This window comes from Roseimaritima sediminicola, assembly GCF_009618275.1.
Classification (GTDB): Bacteria; Planctomycetota; Planctomycetia; order Pirellulales; family Pirellulaceae; genus Roseimaritima; species Roseimaritima sediminicola.
Genome location: NZ_WIAD01000043.1, coordinates 1 through 22,426, shown reverse-complemented (window position 1 = coordinate 22,426; position 22,426 = coordinate 1). Strand labels below are relative to the sequence as shown.

Sequence of the window (22,426 nt, the reverse complement as noted above, 5' to 3'; positions counted from 1 at the left end):
AATGAGCCATGTCATGAAACGCAGAACGCTTCTCGACGAAGCTCGCCGGATGCAGTTGCAGCGGACCACGCGGCGACACTTCCTGCAGGGCTGTACGACGGGGCTGGGCGCCCTGTGGATGGCCACCCACCAGGCCCAGGCTTCGCACTCGGTCACGCCACATCACGCGGCCGATAATCCGCTCAGCCCGCTCGCACCACCGCTGCCGGCCAAGGCCAAGCGGGTGATCTACCTGCACATGATCGGTGCGCCCAGCCAACTGGAGCTGTTCGATTACAAGCCCGACCTCCAGCGTCTGGACGGCAAGGATTGTCCGCAAGAATTCCTGGAAGGCAAACGTTTTGCCTTTATCCAAGGCGTCCCCAAAATGCTGGGGCCGCAGTATCCGTTTCAGCAGTACGGCGACAGCGGAGCGTGGGTCAGCGACCGGCTGCCGCACTTCTCGGAAGTCGTCGACGACGTTTGTTTTCTCAAAACCGTCCAGACCGATCAATTCAACCACGGGCCAGCCCAGTTGATGGTGCACACCGGTCAGGCGCGGATGGGATATCCCTCGATCGGATCCTGGGTGACCTGGGGCCTGGGCACGGAGAATTCCGACCTTCCCGGCTTTATGGTCTTGTTGTCCGGTGGCCGGCAACCGCGGGTCGGCAAGGCTCTGTGGAGCGCCGGGATGTTGCCGTCGGTGTACCAGGGCGTGCAGTGCCGTACGGCGGGCGATCCGATTCTAAACATCGGCAATCCCGAGGGCGTAACGCGTGGCCAGCGACGCTCGATGCTGGACGTGCTGAACCGCTTGAATCAACAGTCGCACGAGGACTTCGGCGACCCTGAAACCATGACGCGGATCGCGCAGTACGAAATGGCCTTCCGCATGCAGACCGCCGTTCCCGAAGCGATGGACATCAGCAAGGAACCGGCTCATATCCACGAGATGTACGGTGCCCAGCCGGGCAAGGAATCGTTCGCGAACAATTGTTTGCTGGCCCGCCGTCTGGCCCAGCAAGGCGTTCGCTACATCCAGTTGTTCGACTGGGGCTGGGATTCGCATGGTGCCGCCAAGAACGAAGCCCTCAACGAAGGTTTTAAAAGCAAGTGCGAGCAGATCGACAAACCCATGACCGCCCTGCTGAAGGACCTGAAACAGAACGGTTTACTGGACGACACGTTGGTGGTCTGGAGCGGCGAATTCGGCCGCACCCCCATGCGTGAAAATCGCGGCGGCACGGAGATGCGTTTCGTCGGTCGGGACCACAACCCCGGTGCGTTCACCCTGTGGATGGCCGGCGGGGGCGTGAAAGCCGGGACGTCGTTCGGCGAAACCGATCCGATCGGTTACGAAGCCGCCGAGAACCCCGTCCACCTCCGCGACTTCCACGCCACGGTGCTGCGGCTGCTGGGCTTTGACCACAACCGGTTGAGCGTCCCGTTCCAAGGACTGAATCAAAAACTGACCGGCGTGCTGCCCGCCAAAGTTATCGAGGAAGTGATCGCGTGAGTGGGTTACCTGAGCATGTTCTGCGAGGACGGGGCGCGACCGTAGCGTTTGCCACGCTGACCCTGACCCTGGTCCCTTTGGCCTACGGCGAGGAGGTGTCGTTTTCAGGCGACGTCCTGCCGGTGCTGTCCGATCGCTGCTTCCACTGCCACGGTCCCGACGAGAACAACCGCGAAGCCGGGCTGCGGCTGGATGTCGAACAGGCCGCCAAAGCGGACCTGGGCGGTTATGCGGCGATCACACCGGGTGACCTGGAAGACAGCGAGGTTTGGCGACGGATCACCGCCGAAGACGAGGGCGAGATCATGCCGCCGGCGGACTCGCACCGCAAACCCTTGTCCGCCGCTGAACGCGATGCGATCCGCCGCTGGATCCTGGCCGGGGCACCCTGGGGCAAGCACTGGTCCTTTGAAGCGATTCGGCGTCCCGACCTGCCCAGCGACGCGCCCCCCAGTGACGCGTCCTCCAGCGACGAAGCGAACCCGATCGACGCCTTCGTCCAAGCTCGATTGGCCGACCAAGGGTTGCAACTGAGTTCACCGGCTGAACCCCATACCCAGCTGCGGCGATTGTATTTCGACCTGACCGGCGTGGCGCCTACGCCCGCCCAGCTGGAGGCCTTCGGCGACGGTTCCGAAGCAGCCTGGCAGGCAGCGATCGATAACGTCTTCGCTTCGTCCCGCTACGCCGAGCGGATGGCCATGTGGTGGCTGGACGCGGCCCGCTACAGCGACTCCGACGGTTTTCAGATCGATGCCACCCGCCAGAACTGGCCCTGGCGAGACTGGGTCATCGGCCAGTTTCGGAACAATCAATCCTTCCGCCAGTTCACCATCGAACAGTTTGCCGGCGACCTGTTGCCCGACGCGACTCAGGACCAAATCCTGGCAACTTGTTTTCATCGCAACCACATGACCAACGGCGAGGGTGGGCGTGATCCGGAGGAGTCGCGAATCGATTATGTGATCGATCGCGTCAATACGACGGGCACGGTGTGGCTGGGCCTGACGCTGGGCTGCGTCCAGTGTCACTCGCACAAGTTCGACCCCATCTCCCAGCACGAGTACTACTCGCTGGCCGCCTTCTTCAACAGCATCGACGAGAACGGCCGAGCGGGCATGGCCGCCAAGCCCTACCTGGAGTACACGTCCCCGGCCGTCGAGGAACGCGTCGAGGAAATGAGCGAGTTCGTCGAGCGGTGCCGCGAGGAAGAAGTCCGCCAGCGGCAGCGCGCCGAAGCCCGCTTCGAAACCTGGCTGCAGCAAACCGTCTCGGCGGAGTCGGACGACTACCAAACGTGGCACACCCCGCGGCCGCAGGTCAGCTCCGTCGAGGGCACGCGGTTTCGCGTGGCAGACGCCCACGTCGTCCGGACGCAGGGCCCGTCGCCCCGTCACGACGACTATCGCATCGTGCTGGAAGTCCCTCCAGCGATGCAGCAGGTTTCGGGCGTCCGCTTGGAAGTCTTTCCCGACGCGTCGCACCAAGCCGGCCGCTTTACCCGCGACGGCAACGGCGAGTTCACGCTGACCAGCGTCCTGGTCGCCGGCCGGCGACAGTCCAGCCCTGCCGAGTTGCAACTGGAACTGGCTGCGGCGGTCGCCGACGTGGAAGCCGACAAGAAACGCAAGACGCAGTGGGACACCCGCTATGCCAACATCCGAGACACCCTGAACGACGACGCTCGCGATGGCTGGACGACCGAAGGCGTGCAGGCGATTACGCCTCATGTCGGCGTCTTCGAATTGGCCACGCCCTGGCAGGTCGAAGCCGGCGATCGCCTGGTTGTGATCCTCCGGCACCGCTCGACGCACGGCCACGCCAACATCGCTCGCTTTCGACTCTCGCTCACGTCCGAACTGGGCGAAACGGTGCGCCGCACCGACGGCGCCTCGCCGCTGGCCGATCTCTACCAACAACTCGCCAGCGAAGCGTCGATCGAACAGGATCTGCGGAACCGCTTGCGAGATCAATTCTTATTGGGCGACCGCCAATACCAACAGCACCTCCAGCGGCTGCGCGCCGCCGAGAAACAACTCGGCGTCCTGCGGCAACAGGCAAAACCGCGCAAGGTAATGGTCCTGGCCGAACGAAAAGACGCGCGTGCCACCCACGTGCTCGAACGAGGCGTGTGGGATGCCAAGGGCGATGTGGTCCAGCCCGGCGTCCTCGCCAGCGTGCTGGACGCCCCCGCCGAACAAACCCGTACTCGCTTGGATCTGGCGCGCTGGATTGTCGATCCCGACAACCCGCTGACCGCGCGGGTCGTTGTGAATCTCCTGTGGCAGATCATGTTTGGCCAAGGGCTGGTCCGCACGCCGGAAGACTTTGGGCTGCAGGGCGAAATGCCGACGCATCCCAAACTGCTGGACTACTTGGCGGCGGAGCTGATCCAACACGACTGGGATCTGCAGCACATCCTGCGGCTGATCGCCACCAGCAAGACTTACCGGCAAAGCAGCGTTGCCACGCCGGAGATGCTGCAGCAAGATCCGGAAAACCGTTTGCTGGCTCGAGCACCGCGTTTCCGCTTGCCGGCCTGGATGATCCGCGACAACGCCTTGCGCGTTTCCGGATTGCTGAACGACGCGGTCGGAGGCCCGCCGGTTTATCCTTACCAGCCCGAAGGTGTTTGGGCAGAGATCACGATGGGTCGTTTCGACTACCAACCCAGCCTCGGCCCCGACCAGTATCGGCGGACGCTGTATGCCTTCTGGCGACGCAGCAGCGCACCGACGTTCCTGTTCGACAGTGCACAGCGCCGCGTCTGCGAAGTAGGTGTCCGGCGAACCAATACCCCACTGCACGCCCTGACGCTGATGAACGATGTGACGTTCCTAGAAGCGTCACGCGTGCTGGCCGACCAGATGGTTGCCAAGGTCTCGACGTCCGAAGCGGCGTCCCAACCCGCCGAATCGCGTCAGGAGGGTTTCCAGCAGTTGGCTTTGAAAATCCTCTCACGGCGTCTGCACGACGACGAACGGGAACAACTGCAGTCCGTCTGGCAGGCCGCCCGTTCGCACTACCAACAGCACCCTCGGCAAGCGATCGACTTTGGCACCGTGGGGCAACAGCCGCCCCCGGCCCAGCCGGTTGCGGTCGACACCGCCGCCTGGATGACCGTTGCCAGTTTGCTACTCAATCTCGACGAGGCCATCACGCGTGAATAACGAGACGATGAACCTGGGCCGCCGAAGTTTCCTGGGGCAGATCGGACTGAACTTCGGAGCGTTGGCGGCCGGTGCGATGCTGGGCGATGAAGCGGCCGCGGCGAGGTTGAAACGGTCGCTGCCGCATTTTGCTCCGCGAGCCAAACGCGTGATCTTTCTGACCCAGTCGGGCGGTCCCTCCCAGATCGAACTGTTCGACTACAAACCCCAGCTGCAAGCGCTGGCCGGAACGGAATTGCCGGACAGTGTGCGGCAAGGCCAGCGTCTGACCGGTATGACCAAAGGCAAACCGCAACGGATCCTGCCGCCGATCACCAAGTTTCATCGGCATGGCCAGAGCGGGACCTTGGTCGGCGAGTGGTTGCCGCATATCGGGGCCATCGCCGACGAATTGTGCTTTGTCAAATCGATGGTGACCGACCAGATCAACCACGCCCCGGCGATGACCAAGTTCCTGACCGGCCATCAATTGCCCGGTCGGCCCAGCTTCGGATGCTGGGCCAGCTACGGCTTGGGCAGCGAGAACAAGAACCTGCCCGATTACGTCGTCCTGATCTCGCGGATGAAACGCGGCAGCGACCAACCGCTGTACGATCACTACTGGGGCAGCGGTTTCCTGCCCTCGAAGCATCAAGGCGTCAAACTGCGCAGCGCCAAAGATCCGGTCTTGTACTTGAACGATCCCGACGGGTTTCCCCGCGAGCTGCGTCGTGAGATGCTCGATGGGCTGGCCGGCATGAACCGCCAACACTACAAACGAACGCTTGACCCGGAGATCGAAACGCGGATCCAGCAGTACGAGATGGCGTTTCGGATGCAGGCCAGCATTCCGGAACTGACGGATCTGAGCGACGAACCCGAATCGACGTTCGCGCTGTACGGACCGGATGCCCGCCGCCCGGGCAGCTATGCGGCCAACTGCATCCTGGCCCGGCGATTGGCCGAGCGGGGCGTGCGGTTTATCCAGTTGTTCCACCCCGACTGGGACCACCACTCGCGGCTTCGCTCCTGGTGCGTTTCGCGCTGCGTCGATACCGATCAACCCAGTGCCGCGTTGATCCTGGACCTGAAGCGTCGCGGCTTGCTGGACGACACGCTGGTGATCTGGGGCGGCGAGTTCGGTCGCGGCGTCGCCGGTCAGGGAAAATGGGATTCGCCCGAAGCCGGCCGCGACCATCATCCACGGTGCTTTACGGTTTGGATGGCCGGGGCCGGAATCAAACGCGGATTCAGCTACGGCGCGACCGACGATTTCAGCTACAACGTCGTCGAAAATCCGGTCCATGTTCGCGACCTGCATGCCACGGCGCTGCACCTGTTGGGGATCGACCACGAGCGATTCACACACCGCTACCAAGGCCTGGACTTCAAACTAACCGGCGTCGAACAAGCCCGTGTGGTCACCGAGATTTTGTAGGGGGGTGATCATCTTCACCCTCCCCGCGGAGACTCTTGAAAAACTCTTTGCCGCAACGAAAGCCCGCCATCAATTGAAGCGGTTTGCTCCCCTCTCCCCCAAATCCTGGCGAGCCTAAGCGAGTCAGGATTTGGGGGAGAGGGGAGTAAACGTTCGTAGGAATCGTTCACGGCGTAGCCCAACCGGGCGACGCTACCTTTTTGCAAGAACCAGCAAGGCTGAACCGGCTGAGGATCGAGTTAGGGCCGCCCCGTTGGGGCTTGGCGTGGACCGGGCGGTGGACAACCCAGGGCGTTGCCCTGGGCTGACATAGGGTTGCCCCGTTGGGGCTTACTTCTTCCCATCGCGTCCCGCACCCGCTCCATCTGCTCTTCCACTGATCGCGTTGTGTCGACTTCGACGGTCTTCGCGTCTGCAGGCCACTGCTTGACCTGGTCGGTTTGGTTCTGCCGAACGGTGGCGTCGGCTTCCGAGGCGCTCTCGCCGTCGGCGTTGCGTTTCTCGATCCGGTCGATCGCCACCGGTTGCGGACACTGGCAGGTGACGATCAGGACTTCGGCACCATGCTCCCGCAGTCGCACCACCGCTTCGTCCAGCCAACGCTGCTTCAAGAACGTTCCGTCCAGGACCACGGCGCTGCCGCGATCAAGACACCGCGTCGCCCGCTCGACCAGCAGGCCATAGATGCGATCGCGAGCGGCATCGCTGTACCGGTTGTCGCTCTCAGGCGTTGTTTCGCGGCGACGCAGCTGGTCCGTGGCCAAGTGCTCCGCCGCCAAGGCTTCGCCCAGCGGCCCTGCCAGCGTCGTTTTTCCGCTGCCGCTCAGCCCACGCACGATCACCGCCGGCGGCGCTCCGAGCCGACGCGCGTATGCATCCGCGATCCGCAGATACCGCAGCGATTTCTCGCCCGCATCCGCTCGAACCTCGCCCTGCGTTTGGTCGCAGCGCAGCGCAGCCACTTTGGCTCGCACCGTGGCTCGGTAAGCTCGATAGAAATCCAGCAGCGAATCGGGCGGAGTGTCCCGACGCTGGGCACAGACGCCGGCCAGTATCCGCTGACCTACTTCCGCCGCCCCCTCGAACTCGCAGGTGACGCTCAGAAAGCAAAGTTCGTCGGCGATATCGACCAATCGCAACTGACGATCGAATTCGATCCCGTCGATGGCCACCGGCGGATCGGTCAGGTAGATATGGTCGGCTCGCAAGTCGCCGTGCCCTTCGACCACGTGCCCGGCGGCCACGCGAGCGGCCAGCAGATCGGCGGCGGCGAACAGAAAACAGCGCTGCAGTGTGGTGAGTCGCCGTATCATCGTCGCCACATCACCGTCGGGTGACTCGGCGAGGCGAGCCTCCAAAAGCGTGCTGGCGTTCGCGTCGATGTGTTCGCGAAAGTCTTCGGCGTAGGTCGAATGCGAGATTGCCGGCAGCGAATGATAGAAATCCGTCAAAGTTTGACAGATTTCGCGCACCTGGTGATCGGTTACTGGCACGCGGTGCAAGCGGTGCTTCAGGCATCGCTCTTCGGGCAGCCGTCGCATCTTGACCAGCCAATCTACGACGTGCCTTGGCGGATCGGCCTCGTCATCCACGGGGCCATGCAGCGACCACTGTTCTTCGTCGTCGCGAACCAGGGCGACGACACCATCGTACACGTCCGGTGCCAGTCGCCGGTTCACCGCCACCTCGGCCTGGCAAGCCTCTTTGCGGCGCCGGAGGCTCGAGAAATCGAGGAAGCCGAGGTCGACGGGTTTCTTCAGCTTGTACACTTCGCGGTCGGTCAGAAACACGACCGAGATGTGGGTCTGAATCACCTCGGGCGTGCCATCGAAGCTCGGGTAGATGCTCGCACAGCCAAGCGCCTCGATCTTCTCGCTCAGCGGAGTCGCCTGGCTCGATTTCATCATTCCGTGATTCTCCTGAGGGTTTGCCTAGTGCTGCGTCGATATTTAATCTTCGGGTCTGGCCGTAGCTGAAGTCGCCAGACTTTGGACCTTCTCGCCGCTTCCGTCCAATCTCTGGCGAGATCAGCTACCCTAAAATGAGGCCTATACGAACCACTAAGCACGTCGGCATGAATCTTTCGGTGAGACCCCGCGACAACACCCTCCCGCGCAGCGGGAGGGCCGGGCTCTTAGGCCCAGGGAGGGCCCTACGAAAACCCTCTCCGGGCCTAAGAGCCCGACTCTCCCAGAGGGAGAGTAAAGCCGAATTAAATGTTGCGACGTGCTTAGCGGGATTGGTAGGACGGATCGGTCCAGCATCTCGGCAGCGGTTCACCGGAAGGAAAAACCAGTTCGGATTTCGCAAAGCGTTCCTCGTCTTGCTCTTCCTCGCCGGCCTGGTGGCGTCCGACGATTTCGGACTGCAGCGGACTGAGCAACTGCTCGATTTCTTTGACGCGTAACAGGTCTCCCGACCGCCGTTCTTTGACGAACATAACATCGCTCCGTTAGGGGACTTCAACGTTTACCAAGGGTTGACCAGCCTCCTGCCAAGCCGCCGCTCCGCCTTCGAAATCGGCAACATTCACACCGGCTTCGTCCAGCCGTTTGGCGGCCTTTGTCGACGAATCGCACTGCCGGCTGGCGCAATAGACGATGATCAGCTTTTGCTTGGATCCGGCAGCTCGCACGACGTTGTCGACAAAGTCGTCCTGCGAGACGGGAATATTGATCGCCCCCTGGATCCGTGTCTTGGCGAAATCCTCGGGGTCCAATGTGTTGACGAGCAGGAAATCCTTGTTCTCTTCGATCAACGTCTGCAGTCGCTCGGTCGTCACGGTCTTCATGGCATCCTCCGTTTATTGTAAGGCAGTCAAGCTACGGCTTTCAAAAGCGATAAAAGGTGCAATCCACATTCCGAATCCGCACAAAACGTCCTTCTTCAGGCATCGTTCCCGGCGGCTGAAAGGCGCGAGATTTGCTCGTAAAAGCCAACCAGCCCGCGATCCTCAGCGACGGAGATGCCGATGACGAAGTACCTGCTCGTGAGCGACTTGGATGACACGTTCCTTGGCGACCGGAGAGCCCTCGAGCGATTCGCGGATTTCTACGAACCGATCCGCGAGCGTTTGGACATCGTCTACGCTTCCGGACGCTTCTACGAGTCGATTCGTCGAGACATCGACACCACGCCGCTGCCCGAACCGGTGGCGGTGATCGGCGGCGTGGGCAGCGAGATCCGGCAGTACCCCAGCGGCCGGCTCGACCAAGCCTGGATCGACCGCATCGCGACGAACTGGTCCGCGAAAAAAGTCCAAAGCGTGCTCGCCAATGAATCGCAGCTCGAGCTTCAACCGGCGGATTCCCAATCGGACTACAAGGTCAGCTACTTCTTTCGAGACGCAAAGCCGACGCAGCTGGATCGCTTGAAGGCCAAACTGTTCGACCACGGCCTCGACGTGAGCGTCGTCTATAGTTCCTCACGCGACTTGGATTTTTTGCCCGAAGGCGTCAACAAGGGAACCGCCGCGGCATTCCTCGCTCGACAGTTTGGCTTCGATGGCGACCACACCATGGTTGCCGGCAATTCGGGCAACGATTCGAAACTGTTCGACCACGATTTCCGAGGCGTCATCGTTGCCAATGCCCACGACGAACTGAAAGCCTACGCCGGCGATGCGCGAGTGTATCTATCGTCTCAGGAACGGGCCGATGGCGTGCGTGATGGGGTCGCGCACTGGATGAAGCTGGCCGACGTCGCAGGCCGTCGCTCCTAAGCTCACGTCCTCCAAAACCAATGAGCGAAATGAACAACTCGACGAACGGTTCCAACGCCGCCTCGCGCCCGCTTCGCCATGAAGGCTACCGCCGGGCCTTGCAGGTAATGCATGACTGCCTGCGGAAAGATGGTTTCTTGGCGACACCCACCGAGCAGGATAATTATCGCCGCATCTGGGGACGCGACAGCAGCATCATCGGCGTGGCCTCGCTGTTGACCGACGACCAGGAACTGATCGATGGCTGCCGCCGCAGCCTGGAAACGCTGGCCCGTTACCAAGGGCCGCACGGCGAAATCCCCAGCAACGTCGATCCGGTAACCGAACGGATCAGCTACGGCGGTACGGCCGGCCGGGTGGACGCGAACCTGTGGTTCATCATCGCTTGCGGATCCTACTGGCGCAAGACCGAAGACGATGCGTTCTTGGATCGCATCCTGCAGCCGCTGGAACGCACCCGGCATCTGCTGGGCGCCTGGGAGTTTAACACTCGCGGTTTGTTGTACGTCCCACCGACCGGCGACTGGGCCGACGAGTACCTGCAAAGCGGCTACGTGCTGTACGATCAACTGCTGTACCTGCAAGCCCAGCGGGAGTGCTGTCGTTTGCACCAGCACGTCCATGCTTCGGCCGATCATGACTTGTGCGACCGGGTGACCCGATTGATGCACCTGATCCGAGCCAATTACTGGTTCACCGACGAAGGCACTCCCGACGACGTCTATCACGAAGTGCTGTACACCAAGGGCCAGCAGGCCGCCCCCGAGCGCGGCGGCAAGTACTGGATGCCCTTCTTCTCGCCCTTTGGTTACGGCTTCCGCTTCGATGGTATGGCCAACGCACTGGTCTCGCTGCTCGACGTCGCCGACCAGGAGCAGGCCGACTGCGTCGACGAGTACATCGGCGACCGGATCGTGCAGGAAGACGTCATGTTGTTGCCGGCCTTCGATCCGGTGATCACGCCCAAGGACGAGAAGTGGGACGACCTGCAGATCACCTTCTCGCACACCTTCAAGAATTCGCCATACGAGTACCACAACGGGGGACTGTGGCCGTTGGTCACCGCGTTCTATGCCGCGTCCTTGGCCCAGCGAGGCAAGCCGCAGCTGGCTCGCCGCTACGCCGATGGGATCCACGCCGCGAATCGATCCGAAACCGATGGCGGCCATTGGAGTTTCCCGGAATTCCTGCATGGCAAGCAGCACGTCGCCGGCGGCACGCACCCGATGGGCTGGAGTGCGGCCGCCGCCGTGATTGCCGAAGCCGCGCTCGACGGCAAGAATGTTTTTGCAATCGACTGATCCGCGTTGCCGTCGTACGGAACCCAACCGAGGTTGGCCCCGCGCTGAAGGACTCGTTTTCCCGTCCTATTCTTGAACTTATCCGCTGCCACCAACACGCACGACCGTGACGCATCGGATGCGGACCAGGACGACGCGCTCGAGCTAATCTAAACATCCAAGTTCGCTGAGCCTCTATTGATGAACGTCCTGCAACCCTACGACGACCACAACCGCGCGCTCGAGCAGAACGTGCATCCGCCGTCCTACGTGAATCCGACGCCCACGGGACCGTACCACCTGGTGGTCATCGGAGCGGGCACGGCGGGGCTGGTCGCGGCCGCCGGCGCCGCCGGTCTGGGTGCTCGCGTCGCGTTGATCGAACGCGATTTGATGGGCGGCGATTGTTTAAACGTCGGCTGCGTTCCCAGCAAAGGCATCATCAGTTCCGCTCGTGTGGCCGCGACAGCGAAAGCCGCCGAAGCGTATTCGGTGAACGTCCCAGGGCCCATCGAGGTGGACTTTGCCGGCGTCATGCAGCGAATGCGCAAAGCCCGCGCCAAAATCAGCCGAGCCGACTCCGCCGAGCGGTATCGTAAACTGGGCGTCGATGTCTACTTTGGCGGGGCCCGCTTCACCGCGTCCGACACGGTGGATGTGGCCGGCACCACGCTGCGATTCAAGCGAGCGATCGTCGCTACGGGGTCTCGCCCGGCCGTCCCCTCGATCCCCGGCCTGGACGGTGCCGAATACCTGACCAACGAGTCGCTGTTCTCGTTGACGCAGTTGCCGCAGCGTTTGGGCGTTATCGGAGCCGGCCCGATCGGCACCGAGATGGCGCAGGCCTTTGCCGGGCTGGGTGCGAAGGTTTTGCTGGTCGAATCCGATCATGGCATCCTTTCCAAAGAAGACCGCGACGCGGCGGAGATCGTCCAAGCGGCAATCGAGAAGGACGGCGTCCGCGTGCTGTGCTGTGGCCGTGATCTACACATCGCGCAGGAGAAGGGGATCCATCTGCGGCTGGACTCCCACGGCACCCGCTACGACGAACCGGTCGATCAGTTGTTGATCGCCACCGGACGCGCACCCAATACCGAGAGCCTGGGACTGGAAACCGTCGGAGTCGACTATGACGATCGAGGCATTCAAGTCGACGATTATTTGCAGACCACCAACCCGCGCATCTATGCCGCCGGCGATGTTTGCGGGAAGTTCAAATTCACTCACGCCGCCGACTTTATGGCTCGCGCGGTCATCCAGAACGCGCTGTTCGCGGTCGGCCCGCTGGGCAAGAAACGGATGAGCGACCTGGTGATCCCCTGGGCCACGTACACGACTCCCGAAGTTGCTCACGTGGGCCTGTATCCGCACCAAGCCGACGAGCAGAACATCGCGATCGATACCTACGTCCAGTCGTTCGAAGAATTGGATCGAGCGATCTTGGAGGGTGAGCAAGAGGGTTTTGTCAAAATCCACACCAAGCGTGGTTCGGACAAGATCCTGGGCGCCACCATCGTGGCCCGCAGCGCCGGCGACTTGATCTCGCAGGTCACCATGGCGATGACGCAGGGCATCGGGCTGGGAAAGATCGCGGGCACGATTCATCCCTATCCCACGCAGGCCGAAGCGATCCGCAAACTGGGCGACCAGTACAATCGCACGCGGCTGACGCCGCTGAACAAGTCCGTGCTGGGCGTCCTCCGCCGCTGGAACGCGGGAACGTAGGCGATTTTACCTGCGTGTGGGGATGGTTATGCTGGAGTCCAACGATCCCCTCTTCTTTCCGACCTTCAATATGGCAACCGTATCCATGCGTTGGCTGACGCTGTTGTTGCTCGTCCTCGTCTCCGCCCCGGCCCTCGTTGCCGAAGAGTCCGAGCGGCCGAACTTCGTCGTGTTCCTGACCGATGACCAGGGCTGGGGCGACTTGGCCTGCTACGGTCATCCCGAGATCCAGTCGCCCAACCTGGACCGGTTCGCCTCCGAGGGCCTGCGGCTGACGCAGTGCTACGCCGCCTGCAGCGTCTGCTCGCCCTCGCGGTCGGCGATCCTGACTGGGCGGACGCCGTATCGCAACGGCGTTTGGCGTTGGATTCCCGGCGGGTCGCAGTACCACTTGCGGGAAAGCGAGATCACGATCGCGACGCTGCTGAAACAACGCGGCTACGACACCTGCCACGCGGGCAAGTGGCATCTGAATGGCAAGTTCAACTCGGACGCCCAGCCCCAGCCCGACGACCACGGCTACGACCACTGGTTGGCGACGCAGAACAACGCCTCTCCCAATCACATGAATCCGTCGAACTACGTCCGCAACGGCGAACCGGTCGGACGAATGGAAGGGGCCAGCGCCATCCTGGCCGCCGAAGAAGCCAGCCAGTGGCTGCAGGATCGGCCGGATCCCAAGACCCCGTTCTTCATCACGGTCTGGACGCACGAACCGCATCTGCCGATCGAGTCGGCGCCGCGGTTCATGGAGCCGTATGCCCACCTTGACGACGAAGGGCTGCGTCAGCATCACGGCAACATCACGCAATTGGATGCGGCGTTCGGCAACTTGATGAAGGCCTTGGATCAACAGGGTTATCGCGACAACACCGTGGTGTTCTTCACTTCGGACAACGGCCCCGAAGGCAACGGCACTTCCGGACGCACGCGGGGTTCGACCGGGGGCCTGCGCGGACGCAAGCGTCACACGCACGAAGGCGGGATCCGCGTGCCGGGCATCATCCGCTGGCCCGGCAAGATCAACGCCGGTACGGTCAGCGACACGCCGGTCATCGGTTCGGACATTTTCACCACCATCTGCGACATCGTCGACATTCCGCTGCCTGAAAATCGCACGATCGACGGAGCGTCGCTGCTGCCGTTGTTCGCCGGGGAACCGGTGCAGCGCGACCAGCCGCTGTACTGGCGCAATCACCTGGCCCGCGAGGAGTACCGGGTGGGCCTGCGCGTGGGCGACTGGAAAATTATCGGTTCGGACGACCTGTCGTCGTTCGAGTTGTACAACATCGCTCGCGACCCCGAAGAGACTACCGATCTATCGGCCGCCGAACCCGAGCGTTTTGCCCAGCTCAAGCAGCGATTGATCCAGCACGATGCGGCCGTGCTCGAAGAAGGACCGGATTGGTGGAAAGAGGACGTGCAGCGATCGAGCAAGCGCCGCGGCCGCACGGCCGAACCGCCGGCGGGCAAAGACGAAACCGGCGATTTCGACGTGGTCCTCGGTGCGACGCTCAAAAAGACCGACCCGGGCTATCTGCTCGAGCCCAGCGGCGAAGGCTTGGCCCTGCGGAAACTGGACCAACCGATCACCGAACGAGCCACGATTCGGCTGACCTATCGCACGGCCGCCGCCGGGCAGAGCACCAAGAACGGGATGCTGGTGATCAGCGACAAGCCGACCAACACCGACAGTTTTAAAATCGGCACGGCCATCGGCATGAACCAACACGTTGCCTTCCCAGGCGGCTGGAACAACGTCGGCGCCGCAGCGGCCAAGCGAGCGTCGTTCGGCGGCGAAGACCGCTTCACGGTGCAAGTCGACCTGGATCTGGAAAAGCAGTCCGCCACGGCCACGATCAACGGCGTCAAGCTATCGATCAAACTGCCGGCCGACCTGCAAACGGTCCGCTACATCGGCCTATACAGCAAAGCCACCGCCACCGAGTTCCAAGACCTGGCCATCGAAACGGAAAAGCCGTAAGCGTCCTACCGCTCACGAGTGCAGTGGCTTCACTCGCTGGACGCGTTTGTCAGCGTGTGAATGGTCAACCCCGACAGGTCCTTGGCGTCCGGTGGGCCGATCAGGCTGGCCAGGTATCCGACCACGACGCAGGTCGTGATTCCGCTGGCCGGATAGATGTATCCGTTGACGGGCGTGAAAGCCCACAGGGACAACATCGTGGCGGTTCCCACCAAGGCGCCGGTCATCGCGCCGCTGGCGGTGGCTCGTTTGGTCAGCGCGCCCAGGACGAACAGACCTCCCAGCACGCCCATGAACAGGCCAATCACTTTGATGAAGGCGTCGAACAGTGACTTGATTTCCGGATCAATGAACAACAATCCCAGCAACGTGCCCATCACGCCGACGGCCAGCGTCCACCAGCGAGCTGCGGCCAGATAGCCCGCTTCCGAGCGGCACCGCCGCAGCGGCCGCAGGAAGTCGGTGACGATCGCCGTGGCCGTGGAGTTCATGCTGGTCGAGACGGTCGACTGTGCGGCGGCGAACACGCCGGCCACGATCAATCCGGCGATCCCGACCGGCATCTCTCGCGCGATAAACATGGGAAAGATCTGATCGGTGGTGATCGTCGGGTCCAACTTCTCGGGGTGCGAATGGTAAAACGCATACAGGGCCGTGCCGATCCCGAAGAACAGCAGCGTCGCGGGGATCGTCAACACGGCGTTGGTCCAGATCGAACGGGCCGCCAACCGCTCGTCGGCTGTCGTCATGTATCGCTGGACCACCGCCTGGTCGGCCGTGTACGACGACAGGTTCTGACCGATCGCTCCGATCACGATCACCCACAACGCGATCTGGCTATCGGTAACGTCCCAGTGAAAGTTCGCCAACGACAGTTTATCCGCTTCGGTGGCCGCCTCCCAAAATCCGCTGACGCCCCCATCCACACCGGTCACCAACAGCACGATCGCCAGCACCCCGCCGCCAAACAGCACGAACGTTTGGATGGTGTCGGTCCAGATCACCGCTTCGATGCCCCCGAGCGTGCAGTACAGGATGCTCAACACGCCCATCAACAACACCGACTGTGCCGGCGTCAGGGGCGTGGCCACCGCCAGGGCCAGCCCCGTCAACGACATCACGACCGCCATTCGAAACACGTGAAACAGCGAGAAACTGGCACTGCCAAACCAGCGCACCCCGCGGCTGAAACGCCGCTCGAGATACTCATAAGCACTCGTTGCATCGATCCGCCGAAAGAACGGCAACGCCACATACACCGCCACGACGGCGACCACCGGGATCATCATATTGCCGATCGAATAAACCCAGTCCTGGGCATACGCCTTCGATGGGATCCCGGTGAAGGTCAACGAACTGAGCATCGTGGCAAAGATGCTGCAGCCCGCCGCCCACCAGACCACTTGCTGGCCGCCGCGAAAGTAGTCGTCGGTGTTCTTGTTCTTCATGGTGAAGTAAACGCCCACCCCGACCATCGCCAACAGATACCCAAACAACACCGTGTAGTTGACCAGCCCGAAGTTCTGCGGCGGCTCCGCCGGCGTGACGCGCCACACCTTGGGCGAGCGCACTCGGGGCCGCACTTCACCGCTGGGGATAACAATCCCGCCGTCCCAGGCGACGGCGGTCGTCGTCACGTGGTTGCGCGGCATCGCCCCGGCGGATGTCCAGGTGTTGGTAATCGTGTGGTAGGCCAAAGCCTGTTTGGGAAAGCCCGGATGCTCGTCCCGCAAAACGTCGCCCTGAAAGTACCGCGAGCCATCGGCGCCGCCCAGCACAAAGATGTGGCTCTGCCCATAACCGATCGCCGTGCCCGCCATGACGCAGCGGGGTGCCTCGGCCCGCGGTCGCCAGCGGCCGTCACTGGGAGCGTACTCCCAAACGTCTTTCAGGAACTGGACATCCTGCGGATCCGAACCCTCCTGCCGGCGGCCGCTGATCACGTACACACAGTCCTCAAAACCGTTGTGCTGCGAGACGGTCAGGTTGAACGCTCTGGAAGGCCCCGGCCAAGCGGCCAGCTCCTGCCAACCAGAGGCGGCGCCCTGATCGATGTTGTCCAGGTCCAGCACCCAGAAGTGCTTGCTGGCGGTCTGCAGGGACGATCCGGTTTGTCCCCCGGCCAAATAGATTTTGTTGCCGACCAGGGTGGCCGCTGCATACGCACAGGGTTCGGGAAGGGGCGGGTAGGAAGTGGTCCTGACCGTTTCGGCTTCGCCGTCCCACGTCAACAAAAAGACCTGGTCGAAAGTCTGCGTGCTGTCGTTGCCGCCCATGCAAACCACGCCCGCGGGCGTCGACACGCTTGCCCCATAGGCCATGGCCTGCGGCAACGTGCCACCGCTTTTCCAAACCAGTCCTTCGTCGGTCTTGACCAACACCTCGATGGCGTCGTGCCAGACCTTGTCGGTTTCCCAGACCGGCTGTGGAAAATTGGCTCCGCCGGCCACGATCAGCGCATCGTTGTGGACACCGACAAACGGGCCGGCGACGCCCAGCTCATCGGGCAGCGACGGCAACTCCCGCCAGACCAGCTGCCCCTGGTCGCTCGCTTGACCGAACGAGGGCGAGGAGAGCAACGAAACAGACGTACCGAGCAACAGCCATAGCAGTATGGTTGACTTCATCGTGGATCGTCCTCGACGCCGATGGATGCGTGGATGCAGTCCCGCTGTTACGCGACCAGCAGCAGTACGGCCGCGATCGTCGCAACGGTTCCCGCAGCGCGGCAAACATAAGACAAGAGGTTGGTTTGCCCGAACCGCGAAAACATCATACCAGCGCCGGCGGTCGCGACACACAGCAGCGTCGAACCGATCAACATCCCCCACAGGCCGTCGCTGAAGACGGCTTGCGTGCCCAGCGCCGCAGTGTGAGCCACGCCGTGAACAAAGCCGATGCAGGGCAACAGAGCGAACAGCGCGGCCGAACCACCTCGCCCGCTCAGCAGCACGGCGCCCGCGACCAATAAACTCGCGGCCGCGACGGCCTCGACGCCGCCAAATGCGAGGCCACCGGCGGCGGCAAACGTTCCGGTCGCCAGCGCCACAAGGTACGCCATCGGTCCCGCCCAAACGGCTCGGCCACCGATTTGAACCGCCAACAACGAGATGACAACGATGGCCAACAGGTGATCCAGCCCACTCAGGGGATGCAGCACGCTGTCATAAAGCCCGTGCCCGCTCTCATGTCCCGGATGAGCGAAGACAACGGCCGGAAAACCAGCCAGGGCGGCAAAAGCAAGGAGCAAAGGTTGTCGAGGTAGCATTTACGGTCCTACGGGAAAGGCGACGGGAAGAATAAGGCGACGGGAGAGAAAACCGAACGCCCAAGTTTGGTCGCAAAATGCCGCTTTGAACAGCCAAGGTCCTCACAATCAACGCGGCGCTCAGCCGGTTACTTCGATCATCGCTTTGATCACCCCCGAATCCGGCGAGATCCACCGATCGAAGACTTCCGGCACCTCGTCGAAGGAGGCGTGATGAGTGATCCAGGGGTCGGTGTTGATCTTGCCGTCTTCGATCAGCCGCACGATGCGGCGAAAGTCGCCGGGCAAAGCGTTGCGGCTGGCCAGCAATGTCAACTCGCGACGATGAAACACCGTGGCGTGGGGGAACTGCAGATCGCCTTGGGTAATGCCCACATACACGACTCGACCGGCAAAGGCGGCGAATTCGAAGGCTCGGACCATGCTGCAGTTGTTTCCGGTCGCGTCCACGACGACATCGGCCAGCCGTCCGTTGCCAAGGCGGCGGACCGCTTCGAAATCCGTGTCATCGCCCTTCAGCAACACGGTGTTCTCCACGCCCATCGCCGCAGCAACGAAGTCCAACCGCTGTTGGTTGATATCCGCCACGATCACGTTCGCGTCGGCGATCCGAGCGAACTCCAGCGCCGACAGCCCGATCGGTCCGGCGCCCAGGATCAGCACGTTCTCACCGGCGCCGGGCGCACCGCGGTCGACCGCGTGGCAACCGATCGCCAGCGTTTCCACGAGCGCGGCTTGTTCGTATGTCAGCCCACTCGCCAGATGCAGCTTGCGGGCTGGTAGGATCACCTGATCGGTCAGGCCGCCGTCACACATCACACCGAACGTTTGATTGTGTTCGCAGCAATTCGTATGACCACGCTGGCAGGCATCGCACTGGCCGCAGTTCAGATAGGGTTCGACACAGCAGCGGTCGCCGGGCTGGACACCGGTCACGCCGGGGCCGACCGCCACCACTTCCACGCCCAGCTCGTGCCCGGGAATGCGAGGAAAAGCGAAGTAGGGAAAGCGTCCCAGGTAGCAGCCCACATCCGTGCCGCAAACGCCCATCCGGTGGACGCGCACCAGGGCCTCACCCTCGCCGGGCTGGCCAGGTTCGGGGATGTCGATGCGTTTCCACGATTTGACGTCGCTGATCTGCAGAGCTTTCATCGTTAGTTGTTCTCCGGCAGCCCTTCGGCGTGGCTAATGTTGTGGACCGGTTCGAAGATTTTCAGGACCTCGGCCAGCAGTTCCTGGTCGATCGGCTCGCTGATCCATTCCGCCCATTTACGGATATTGTTGGGGTTCGCACTGCCGGCGACGGTGGTCGCCAAATCGGGGTGGTTACAGGAGAACTGCAAGGCCAGCTTGGCGATGTCCACCCCACGGCTCTGACACAACTCGGCCGCTTGCCGGGCGGCGGCATGCACCTCGGCCGAATCCTTGTGCCAATCGGGCAAGGGTGCATTGGTCAGCAGTCTTGCGGCAAAGGGACCCGCGTTCATGATGCCGACACCCTGGGGCTTCAACTGCGGCAGCAGATCGTCGACCAACCGCGTGTTCTGCAGCTGGTACTGGTTGTAAGACATGACGCAGTCCAGATCGACTCGCGATGCAACTTCCTGAAACGCCTTCATCGGATATCCGCTGATCCCCACGCAGCGAACCTTGCCGGCTTTCTGAGCTTTACGCACGGCGGGCATCGTCTCTTGGATGATCTGCTCCAGCGGCACGAACTCGATGTCGTGGCACAGCACGATGTCCAGGTGGTCGGTCCGCAGTCGGTGCAGGCTGACATCGATGCTCTCGGCCACTCGCTTGGCCGAGAAATCGAAATGCTCGACGTCATAACGCCCCAGTTTGGTGCACAGCAGGTAGTCTTCGCGCGGAACGTCTTTCAATGCAACGCCCAGCAGCACCTCGGACATGCCGCGGCCGTAGTAGGGCGAGGTGTCGATCAGGTTCATGCCCAGTTCGAGGGCGGCTTCGACGCTGCCGAACACCTCGGACATTTCGACGTTACGAAATTCGGCTCCCAAGCTGGACGCACCGAAGCTCAGGATGGGCAGGTTCAAGCCGGTGTTTCCCAGCGGCCGAGTGGGAAGGGTTGCAGCACTCATGATGATCTCCTATCCGAGAAACAGTGGTTTCATGTGACGATCCAACAGGTTTTGCGTGACCTGCTGGCCCACAATCTCTTCGTTGGCTTTCAGCAGATCCAAGTACCGCGAACCGGCGTTGGCCGCGACCTTGAAAGCCACGTGCAGCAATTGCCGGACGTTGGCGTTGAACCGCGGGTCGGCGGGGATGTGACGCAGGGTCGCGGCCAATTGGGTTCCGTCCCAACCGCCCACCTCGGCTTTCGAGGGCAGGGCCGTGCGGTCGATGTCGATCACGCTGGCATAGGGCGCACACAGCTCGTCGATGTGCTCCAGCGAGTAAGCGTAGATCTCCTTAGCCAGCTCCAGGCCATCGCCGCCGGCTTCGGACAGACCGATTAATTCTTCCAGCCAAGTCGTGCCGGCGGTCTTCAGGTGGATGCCGGCGTCCTTGTCGGCGATCGCCTCGCGGATGACCGGATAGATACTGAATTTGTCGCTGCCGCTGTGGACGCTCAGTTTCAGGTTGTCCGGCAGACCATACCGTTTGATGGCTTCGTCGATCACCGCCAAGTCTTCGTTGAACTCGCGACTGAACTGTTCGACGTCGCCCACGTAGTCGACGCCTTTGTTGAAGCGACCGGTGAACTTGGGAGCGATGGTTTGCAGGCGGATTCTTTCGTCGGCCAGCGCCGCCAGGATCACCATCAGTTCGGGCGGGGTCTGCGGCGCGTCGGTTTCGTCCATCGAAACTTCGGCGATGAAGTTGTCTTCGCCCTTGGCGTCGGCGATGTAGCGATAGATCTCGCCGGCCGCGCGACAAGCTCCCAGGTACTGGCGAGCCACCCGGCTGACGAAGTCGCGATTCACCTCGTAGGACGTACCGGTCGCGGGCAGGTCCAACACCCCGATCAATTCGCTGTGGGCATCGACGAAGCTAGCGATCTGGTCGTCGGCGACCGGGGTGCCGATCGCGTCGGCCACGTCGATGGTGAAGAAGTCGCTGCAGCCGAGAAACGGATCGACGGTGGCCAGCTGGATGTGGTCGGCGTCGATGTGCCAGGGCTTGTTCCAGTTCAACTCCGCGACGGCGGCCTCGGCGGCGGCTCGTACGCTGGCCGGTTCGGACCCGACGAATTGGTGCTCGCGGTTGGATTTGTTCCACACCGGCGTCACCTCGACGCCCAGACTCGCTGCCTTTTCGAATGCGCGTAATTGCGCAGCCGCTTGATGAGCGAATCGGTCTCCGACCCCGAAGGAAAGCTTTTCCAATTTCATTTCATGCGCCTTGTGATACTAATTCTGTCAGTCGGGTATGATTGTGGGCGATCGACACGATCCAGCCATAGCCAAATCCGAACCTGAGATGTCTATTCTTAACCTCAAATCATGACGCCCGATCCCGACTTTGTCTCCCGGCAAACGCACGACGCCCGGCGTTTCTACTTCAACCTCCAGCCTTCCAGCGGGGAGCCGTTGGCGCTGGTCTGCGGGGGTGTGGAACGGATGAACGCCGATTACCTGGTTCAACGCAGCGACTTTCCCTACTACGGCATCGAATGGGTCAGCGAAGGGCGGGGGCGGTTGACGATGGGAGGCCGGACGCACGAGCTGGCGATCGGATCCCTGTTCGCCTACGGACCCGGCATCGCCCACAGGATCGTGAACTTGCCGCCGGACAATATGCGGAAGTACTACCTGGACGTGACCGGATCCGAAGCCGGCCGGCGGCTGCGAGAACTGGGGCTGTTGGATGGTCGGCCGGTCACGATTCGCCGCCCCCATGAATTTGTCGAGCTCTGGAATTTGATCGATCGCGAAGCCCGCGACGTCAGCGACCATGCGCCGGCGGTCTGCGCGGCGCTGCTCCGCGTGTTCCTGCAAAAGCTTCCCCAGCGGATGGTAGCGGGTCGGTCCGGCGAATCCTCCGACGCATTCCAAACGTTCGAACTGGCGTGTCGTTTGATCGACCAGCGGTTCCTAGCGTTTCGCACCGTGGAAGAAGTCGCCGCGGAACTGGGTTTCTCGCCGGTGTATCTGTCCAGGTTATTCAAACGGTACGCTGGCGGCGGCGCCTACCGGTACCTGTTGCGGCGGCGGATGAACCACGCCGCGGAACTGATGCTGGAGCGGGGTTTGAAGGTCAACGCGGTCGCCCAGCGGCTGGGCTATGCCGACGCCTTTCAGTTCTCTCGAGCCTTCAAGCGGGTCTACGGCGTGCCACCGAGCACCCTAACAAAAACCTTCAGCTAAGTGGCATAGGCTTCCAGCCTGTGAAACCA

General features: G+C 62.3%; 16 protein-coding genes. 8 read left to right on the top strand and 8 right to left on the bottom strand.

All coding sequences use genetic code 11. The features are described from left to right. The first annotated feature begins 13 nt into the window (after positions 1–13). From GE027_RS17450 to GE027_RS17440, 3 genes are read left to right on the top strand one after another with little or no spacing between them, the layout of a single operon-like run. A complete protein-coding gene (locus tag GE027_RS17450) occupies positions 14–1,498 on the top strand; it encodes a DUF1501 domain-containing protein (protein WP_153558505.1) in 1,485 nt (494 codons plus the stop codon). Further along, entirely contained in the window at positions 1,495–4,668 is a 3,174-nt protein-coding gene (locus GE027_RS17445) for a PSD1 and planctomycete cytochrome C domain-containing protein (protein ID WP_153558504.1), read from the top strand. Before GE027_RS17450 ends, GE027_RS17445 begins: the two co-directional genes overlap by 4 nt. Positions 4,669–4,675: 7 nt before the next feature. Further along, positions 4,676–6,085, top strand: a complete 1,410-nt coding sequence (locus GE027_RS17440) for a DUF1501 domain-containing protein (protein WP_153558525.1) — start codon at positions 4,676–4,678, stop codon at positions 6,083–6,085. Between the two features lie 239 nt (positions 6,086–6,324). On the opposite strand, the gene GE027_RS17435 is transcribed toward GE027_RS17440, so the two are convergent. From GE027_RS17435 to GE027_RS17425, 3 genes are all read right to left on the bottom strand, one after another. Further along, a complete protein-coding gene (locus GE027_RS17435) occupies positions 6,325–7,992 on the bottom strand; it encodes a bifunctional aminoglycoside phosphotransferase/ATP-binding protein (protein ID WP_153558503.1) in 1,668 nt (555 codons plus the stop codon). Between the two features lie 323 nt (positions 7,993–8,315). Continuing rightward, positions 8,316–8,525, bottom strand: coding sequence for an acetyltransferase (locus GE027_RS17430; RefSeq protein ID WP_153558502.1), 210 nt, complete (start codon positions 8,523–8,525; stop codon positions 8,316–8,318). Positions 8,526–8,537: 12 nt separating this feature from the next. Continuing rightward, positions 8,538–8,876 (bottom strand): rhodanese-like domain-containing protein, encoded by a 339-nt coding sequence (locus GE027_RS17425; protein ID WP_153558501.1) that lies wholly within the window; start codon positions 8,874–8,876, stop codon positions 8,538–8,540. A 180-nt stretch (positions 8,877–9,056) separates the two neighbouring features. Between GE027_RS17425 and GE027_RS17420 the strand changes: the two genes are divergently transcribed. The 4 genes from GE027_RS17420 (at position 9,057) to GE027_RS17405 (ending at position 14,795) form a co-directional block, all read left to right on the top strand. Then, positions 9,057–9,806 (top strand): HAD family hydrolase, encoded by a 750-nt coding sequence (locus GE027_RS17420; protein WP_162006782.1) that lies wholly within the window; start codon positions 9,057–9,059, stop codon positions 9,804–9,806. Positions 9,807–9,835: 29 nt separating this feature from the next. After that, positions 9,836–11,107 carry an amylo-alpha-1,6-glucosidase gene (locus GE027_RS17415; protein WP_153558499.1) on the top strand — a complete coding sequence of 424 codons (1,272 nt, stop codon included), beginning with the start codon at positions 9,836–9,838 and terminating at the stop codon, positions 11,105–11,107. Between the two features lie 180 nt (positions 11,108–11,287). Further along, complete coding sequence (locus GE027_RS17410) at positions 11,288–12,811, top strand: mercuric reductase (RefSeq protein ID WP_153558498.1); 1,524 nt, start codon at positions 11,288–11,290, stop codon at positions 12,809–12,811. Positions 12,812–12,881: 70 nt separating this feature from the next. Beyond that, positions 12,882–14,795: a sulfatase-like hydrolase/transferase gene (locus tag GE027_RS17405; RefSeq protein ID WP_153558497.1), complete on the top strand. Its 1,914-nt coding sequence runs from the start codon at positions 12,882–12,884 to the stop codon at positions 14,793–14,795. 29 nt (positions 14,796–14,824) lie between these two features. Here GE027_RS17405 and GE027_RS17400 read toward each other — a convergent pair whose 3' ends face one another. From GE027_RS17400 to GE027_RS17380, 5 genes are all read right to left on the bottom strand, one after another. After that, complete coding sequence (locus GE027_RS17400) at positions 14,825–17,422, bottom strand: sodium:solute symporter family transporter (protein WP_153558496.1); 2,598 nt, start codon at positions 17,420–17,422, stop codon at positions 14,825–14,827. Positions 17,423–17,469: 47 nt separating this feature from the next. Beyond that, positions 17,470–18,063, bottom strand: a complete 594-nt coding sequence (locus GE027_RS17395; protein ID WP_153558495.1) for a HupE/UreJ family protein — start codon at positions 18,061–18,063, stop codon at positions 17,470–17,472. Positions 18,064–18,183: 120 nt separating this feature from the next. Then, positions 18,184–19,215, bottom strand: coding sequence for a zinc-binding alcohol dehydrogenase family protein (locus GE027_RS17390; protein WP_153558494.1), 1,032 nt, complete (start codon positions 19,213–19,215; stop codon positions 18,184–18,186). A gap of 2 nt (positions 19,216–19,217) precedes the next feature. Then, positions 19,218–20,165, bottom strand: coding sequence for an aldo/keto reductase (locus GE027_RS17385; protein WP_153558493.1), 948 nt, complete (start codon positions 20,163–20,165; stop codon positions 19,218–19,220). A 9-nt stretch (positions 20,166–20,174) separates the two neighbouring features. Further along, positions 20,175–21,422 carry a tagaturonate epimerase family protein gene (locus GE027_RS17380; protein ID WP_153558492.1) on the bottom strand — a complete coding sequence of 416 codons (1,248 nt, stop codon included), beginning with the start codon at positions 21,420–21,422 and terminating at the stop codon, positions 20,175–20,177. Positions 21,423–21,533: 111 nt separating this feature from the next. On the opposite strand from GE027_RS17380, the gene GE027_RS17375 reads away from it, so the two are divergent. Next, positions 21,534–22,397: a helix-turn-helix transcriptional regulator gene (locus GE027_RS17375; protein WP_153558491.1), complete on the top strand. Its 864-nt coding sequence runs from the start codon at positions 21,534–21,536 to the stop codon at positions 22,395–22,397. The last annotated feature ends 29 nt before the right edge of the window (positions 22,398–22,426 follow it).

What these genes read in the sequence shown, in the direction of transcription:
- GE027_RS17450 (WP_153558505.1), top strand. Translation starts at nt 14, where the DNA reads ATGAAACGCAGAACGCTTCTCGACGAAGCTCGCCGGATGCAGTTGCAG.
- GE027_RS17440 (WP_153558525.1), top strand. Translation starts at nt 4,676, where the DNA reads ATGAACCTGGGCCGCCGAAGTTTCCTGGGGCAGATCGGACTGAACTTC.
- GE027_RS17435 (WP_153558503.1), bottom strand. Translation starts at nt 7,992, where the DNA reads ATGATGAAATCGAGCCAGGCGACTCCGCTGAGCGAGAAGATCGAGGCG.
- GE027_RS17430 (WP_153558502.1), bottom strand. Translation starts at nt 8,525, where the DNA reads ATGTTCGTCAAAGAACGGCGGTCGGGAGACCTGTTACGCGTCAAAGAA.
- GE027_RS17425 (WP_153558501.1), bottom strand. Translation starts at nt 8,876, where the DNA reads ATGAAGACCGTGACGACCGAGCGACTGCAGACGTTGATCGAAGAGAAC.
- GE027_RS17420 (WP_162006782.1), top strand. Translation starts at nt 9,057, where the DNA reads ATGACGAAGTACCTGCTCGTGAGCGACTTGGATGACACGTTCCTTGGC.
- GE027_RS17415 (WP_153558499.1), top strand. Translation starts at nt 9,836, where the DNA reads ATGAACAACTCGACGAACGGTTCCAACGCCGCCTCGCGCCCGCTTCGC.
- GE027_RS17410 (WP_153558498.1), top strand. Translation starts at nt 11,288, where the DNA reads ATGAACGTCCTGCAACCCTACGACGACCACAACCGCGCGCTCGAGCAG.
- GE027_RS17405 (WP_153558497.1), top strand. Translation starts at nt 12,882, where the DNA reads ATGGCAACCGTATCCATGCGTTGGCTGACGCTGTTGTTGCTCGTCCTC.
- GE027_RS17400 (WP_153558496.1), bottom strand. Translation starts at nt 17,422, where the DNA reads ATGAAGTCAACCATACTGCTATGGCTGTTGCTCGGTACGTCTGTTTCG.
- GE027_RS17395 (WP_153558495.1), bottom strand. Translation starts at nt 18,063, where the DNA reads ATGCTACCTCGACAACCTTTGCTCCTTGCTTTTGCCGCCCTGGCTGGT.
- GE027_RS17390 (WP_153558494.1), bottom strand. Translation starts at nt 19,215, where the DNA reads ATGAAAGCTCTGCAGATCAGCGACGTCAAATCGTGGAAACGCATCGAC.
- GE027_RS17385 (WP_153558493.1), bottom strand. Translation starts at nt 20,165, where the DNA reads ATGAGTGCTGCAACCCTTCCCACTCGGCCGCTGGGAAACACCGGCTTG.
- GE027_RS17380 (WP_153558492.1), bottom strand. Translation starts at nt 21,422, where the DNA reads ATGAAATTGGAAAAGCTTTCCTTCGGGGTCGGAGACCGATTCGCTCAT.
- GE027_RS17375 (WP_153558491.1), top strand. Translation starts at nt 21,534, where the DNA reads ATGACGCCCGATCCCGACTTTGTCTCCCGGCAAACGCACGACGCCCGG.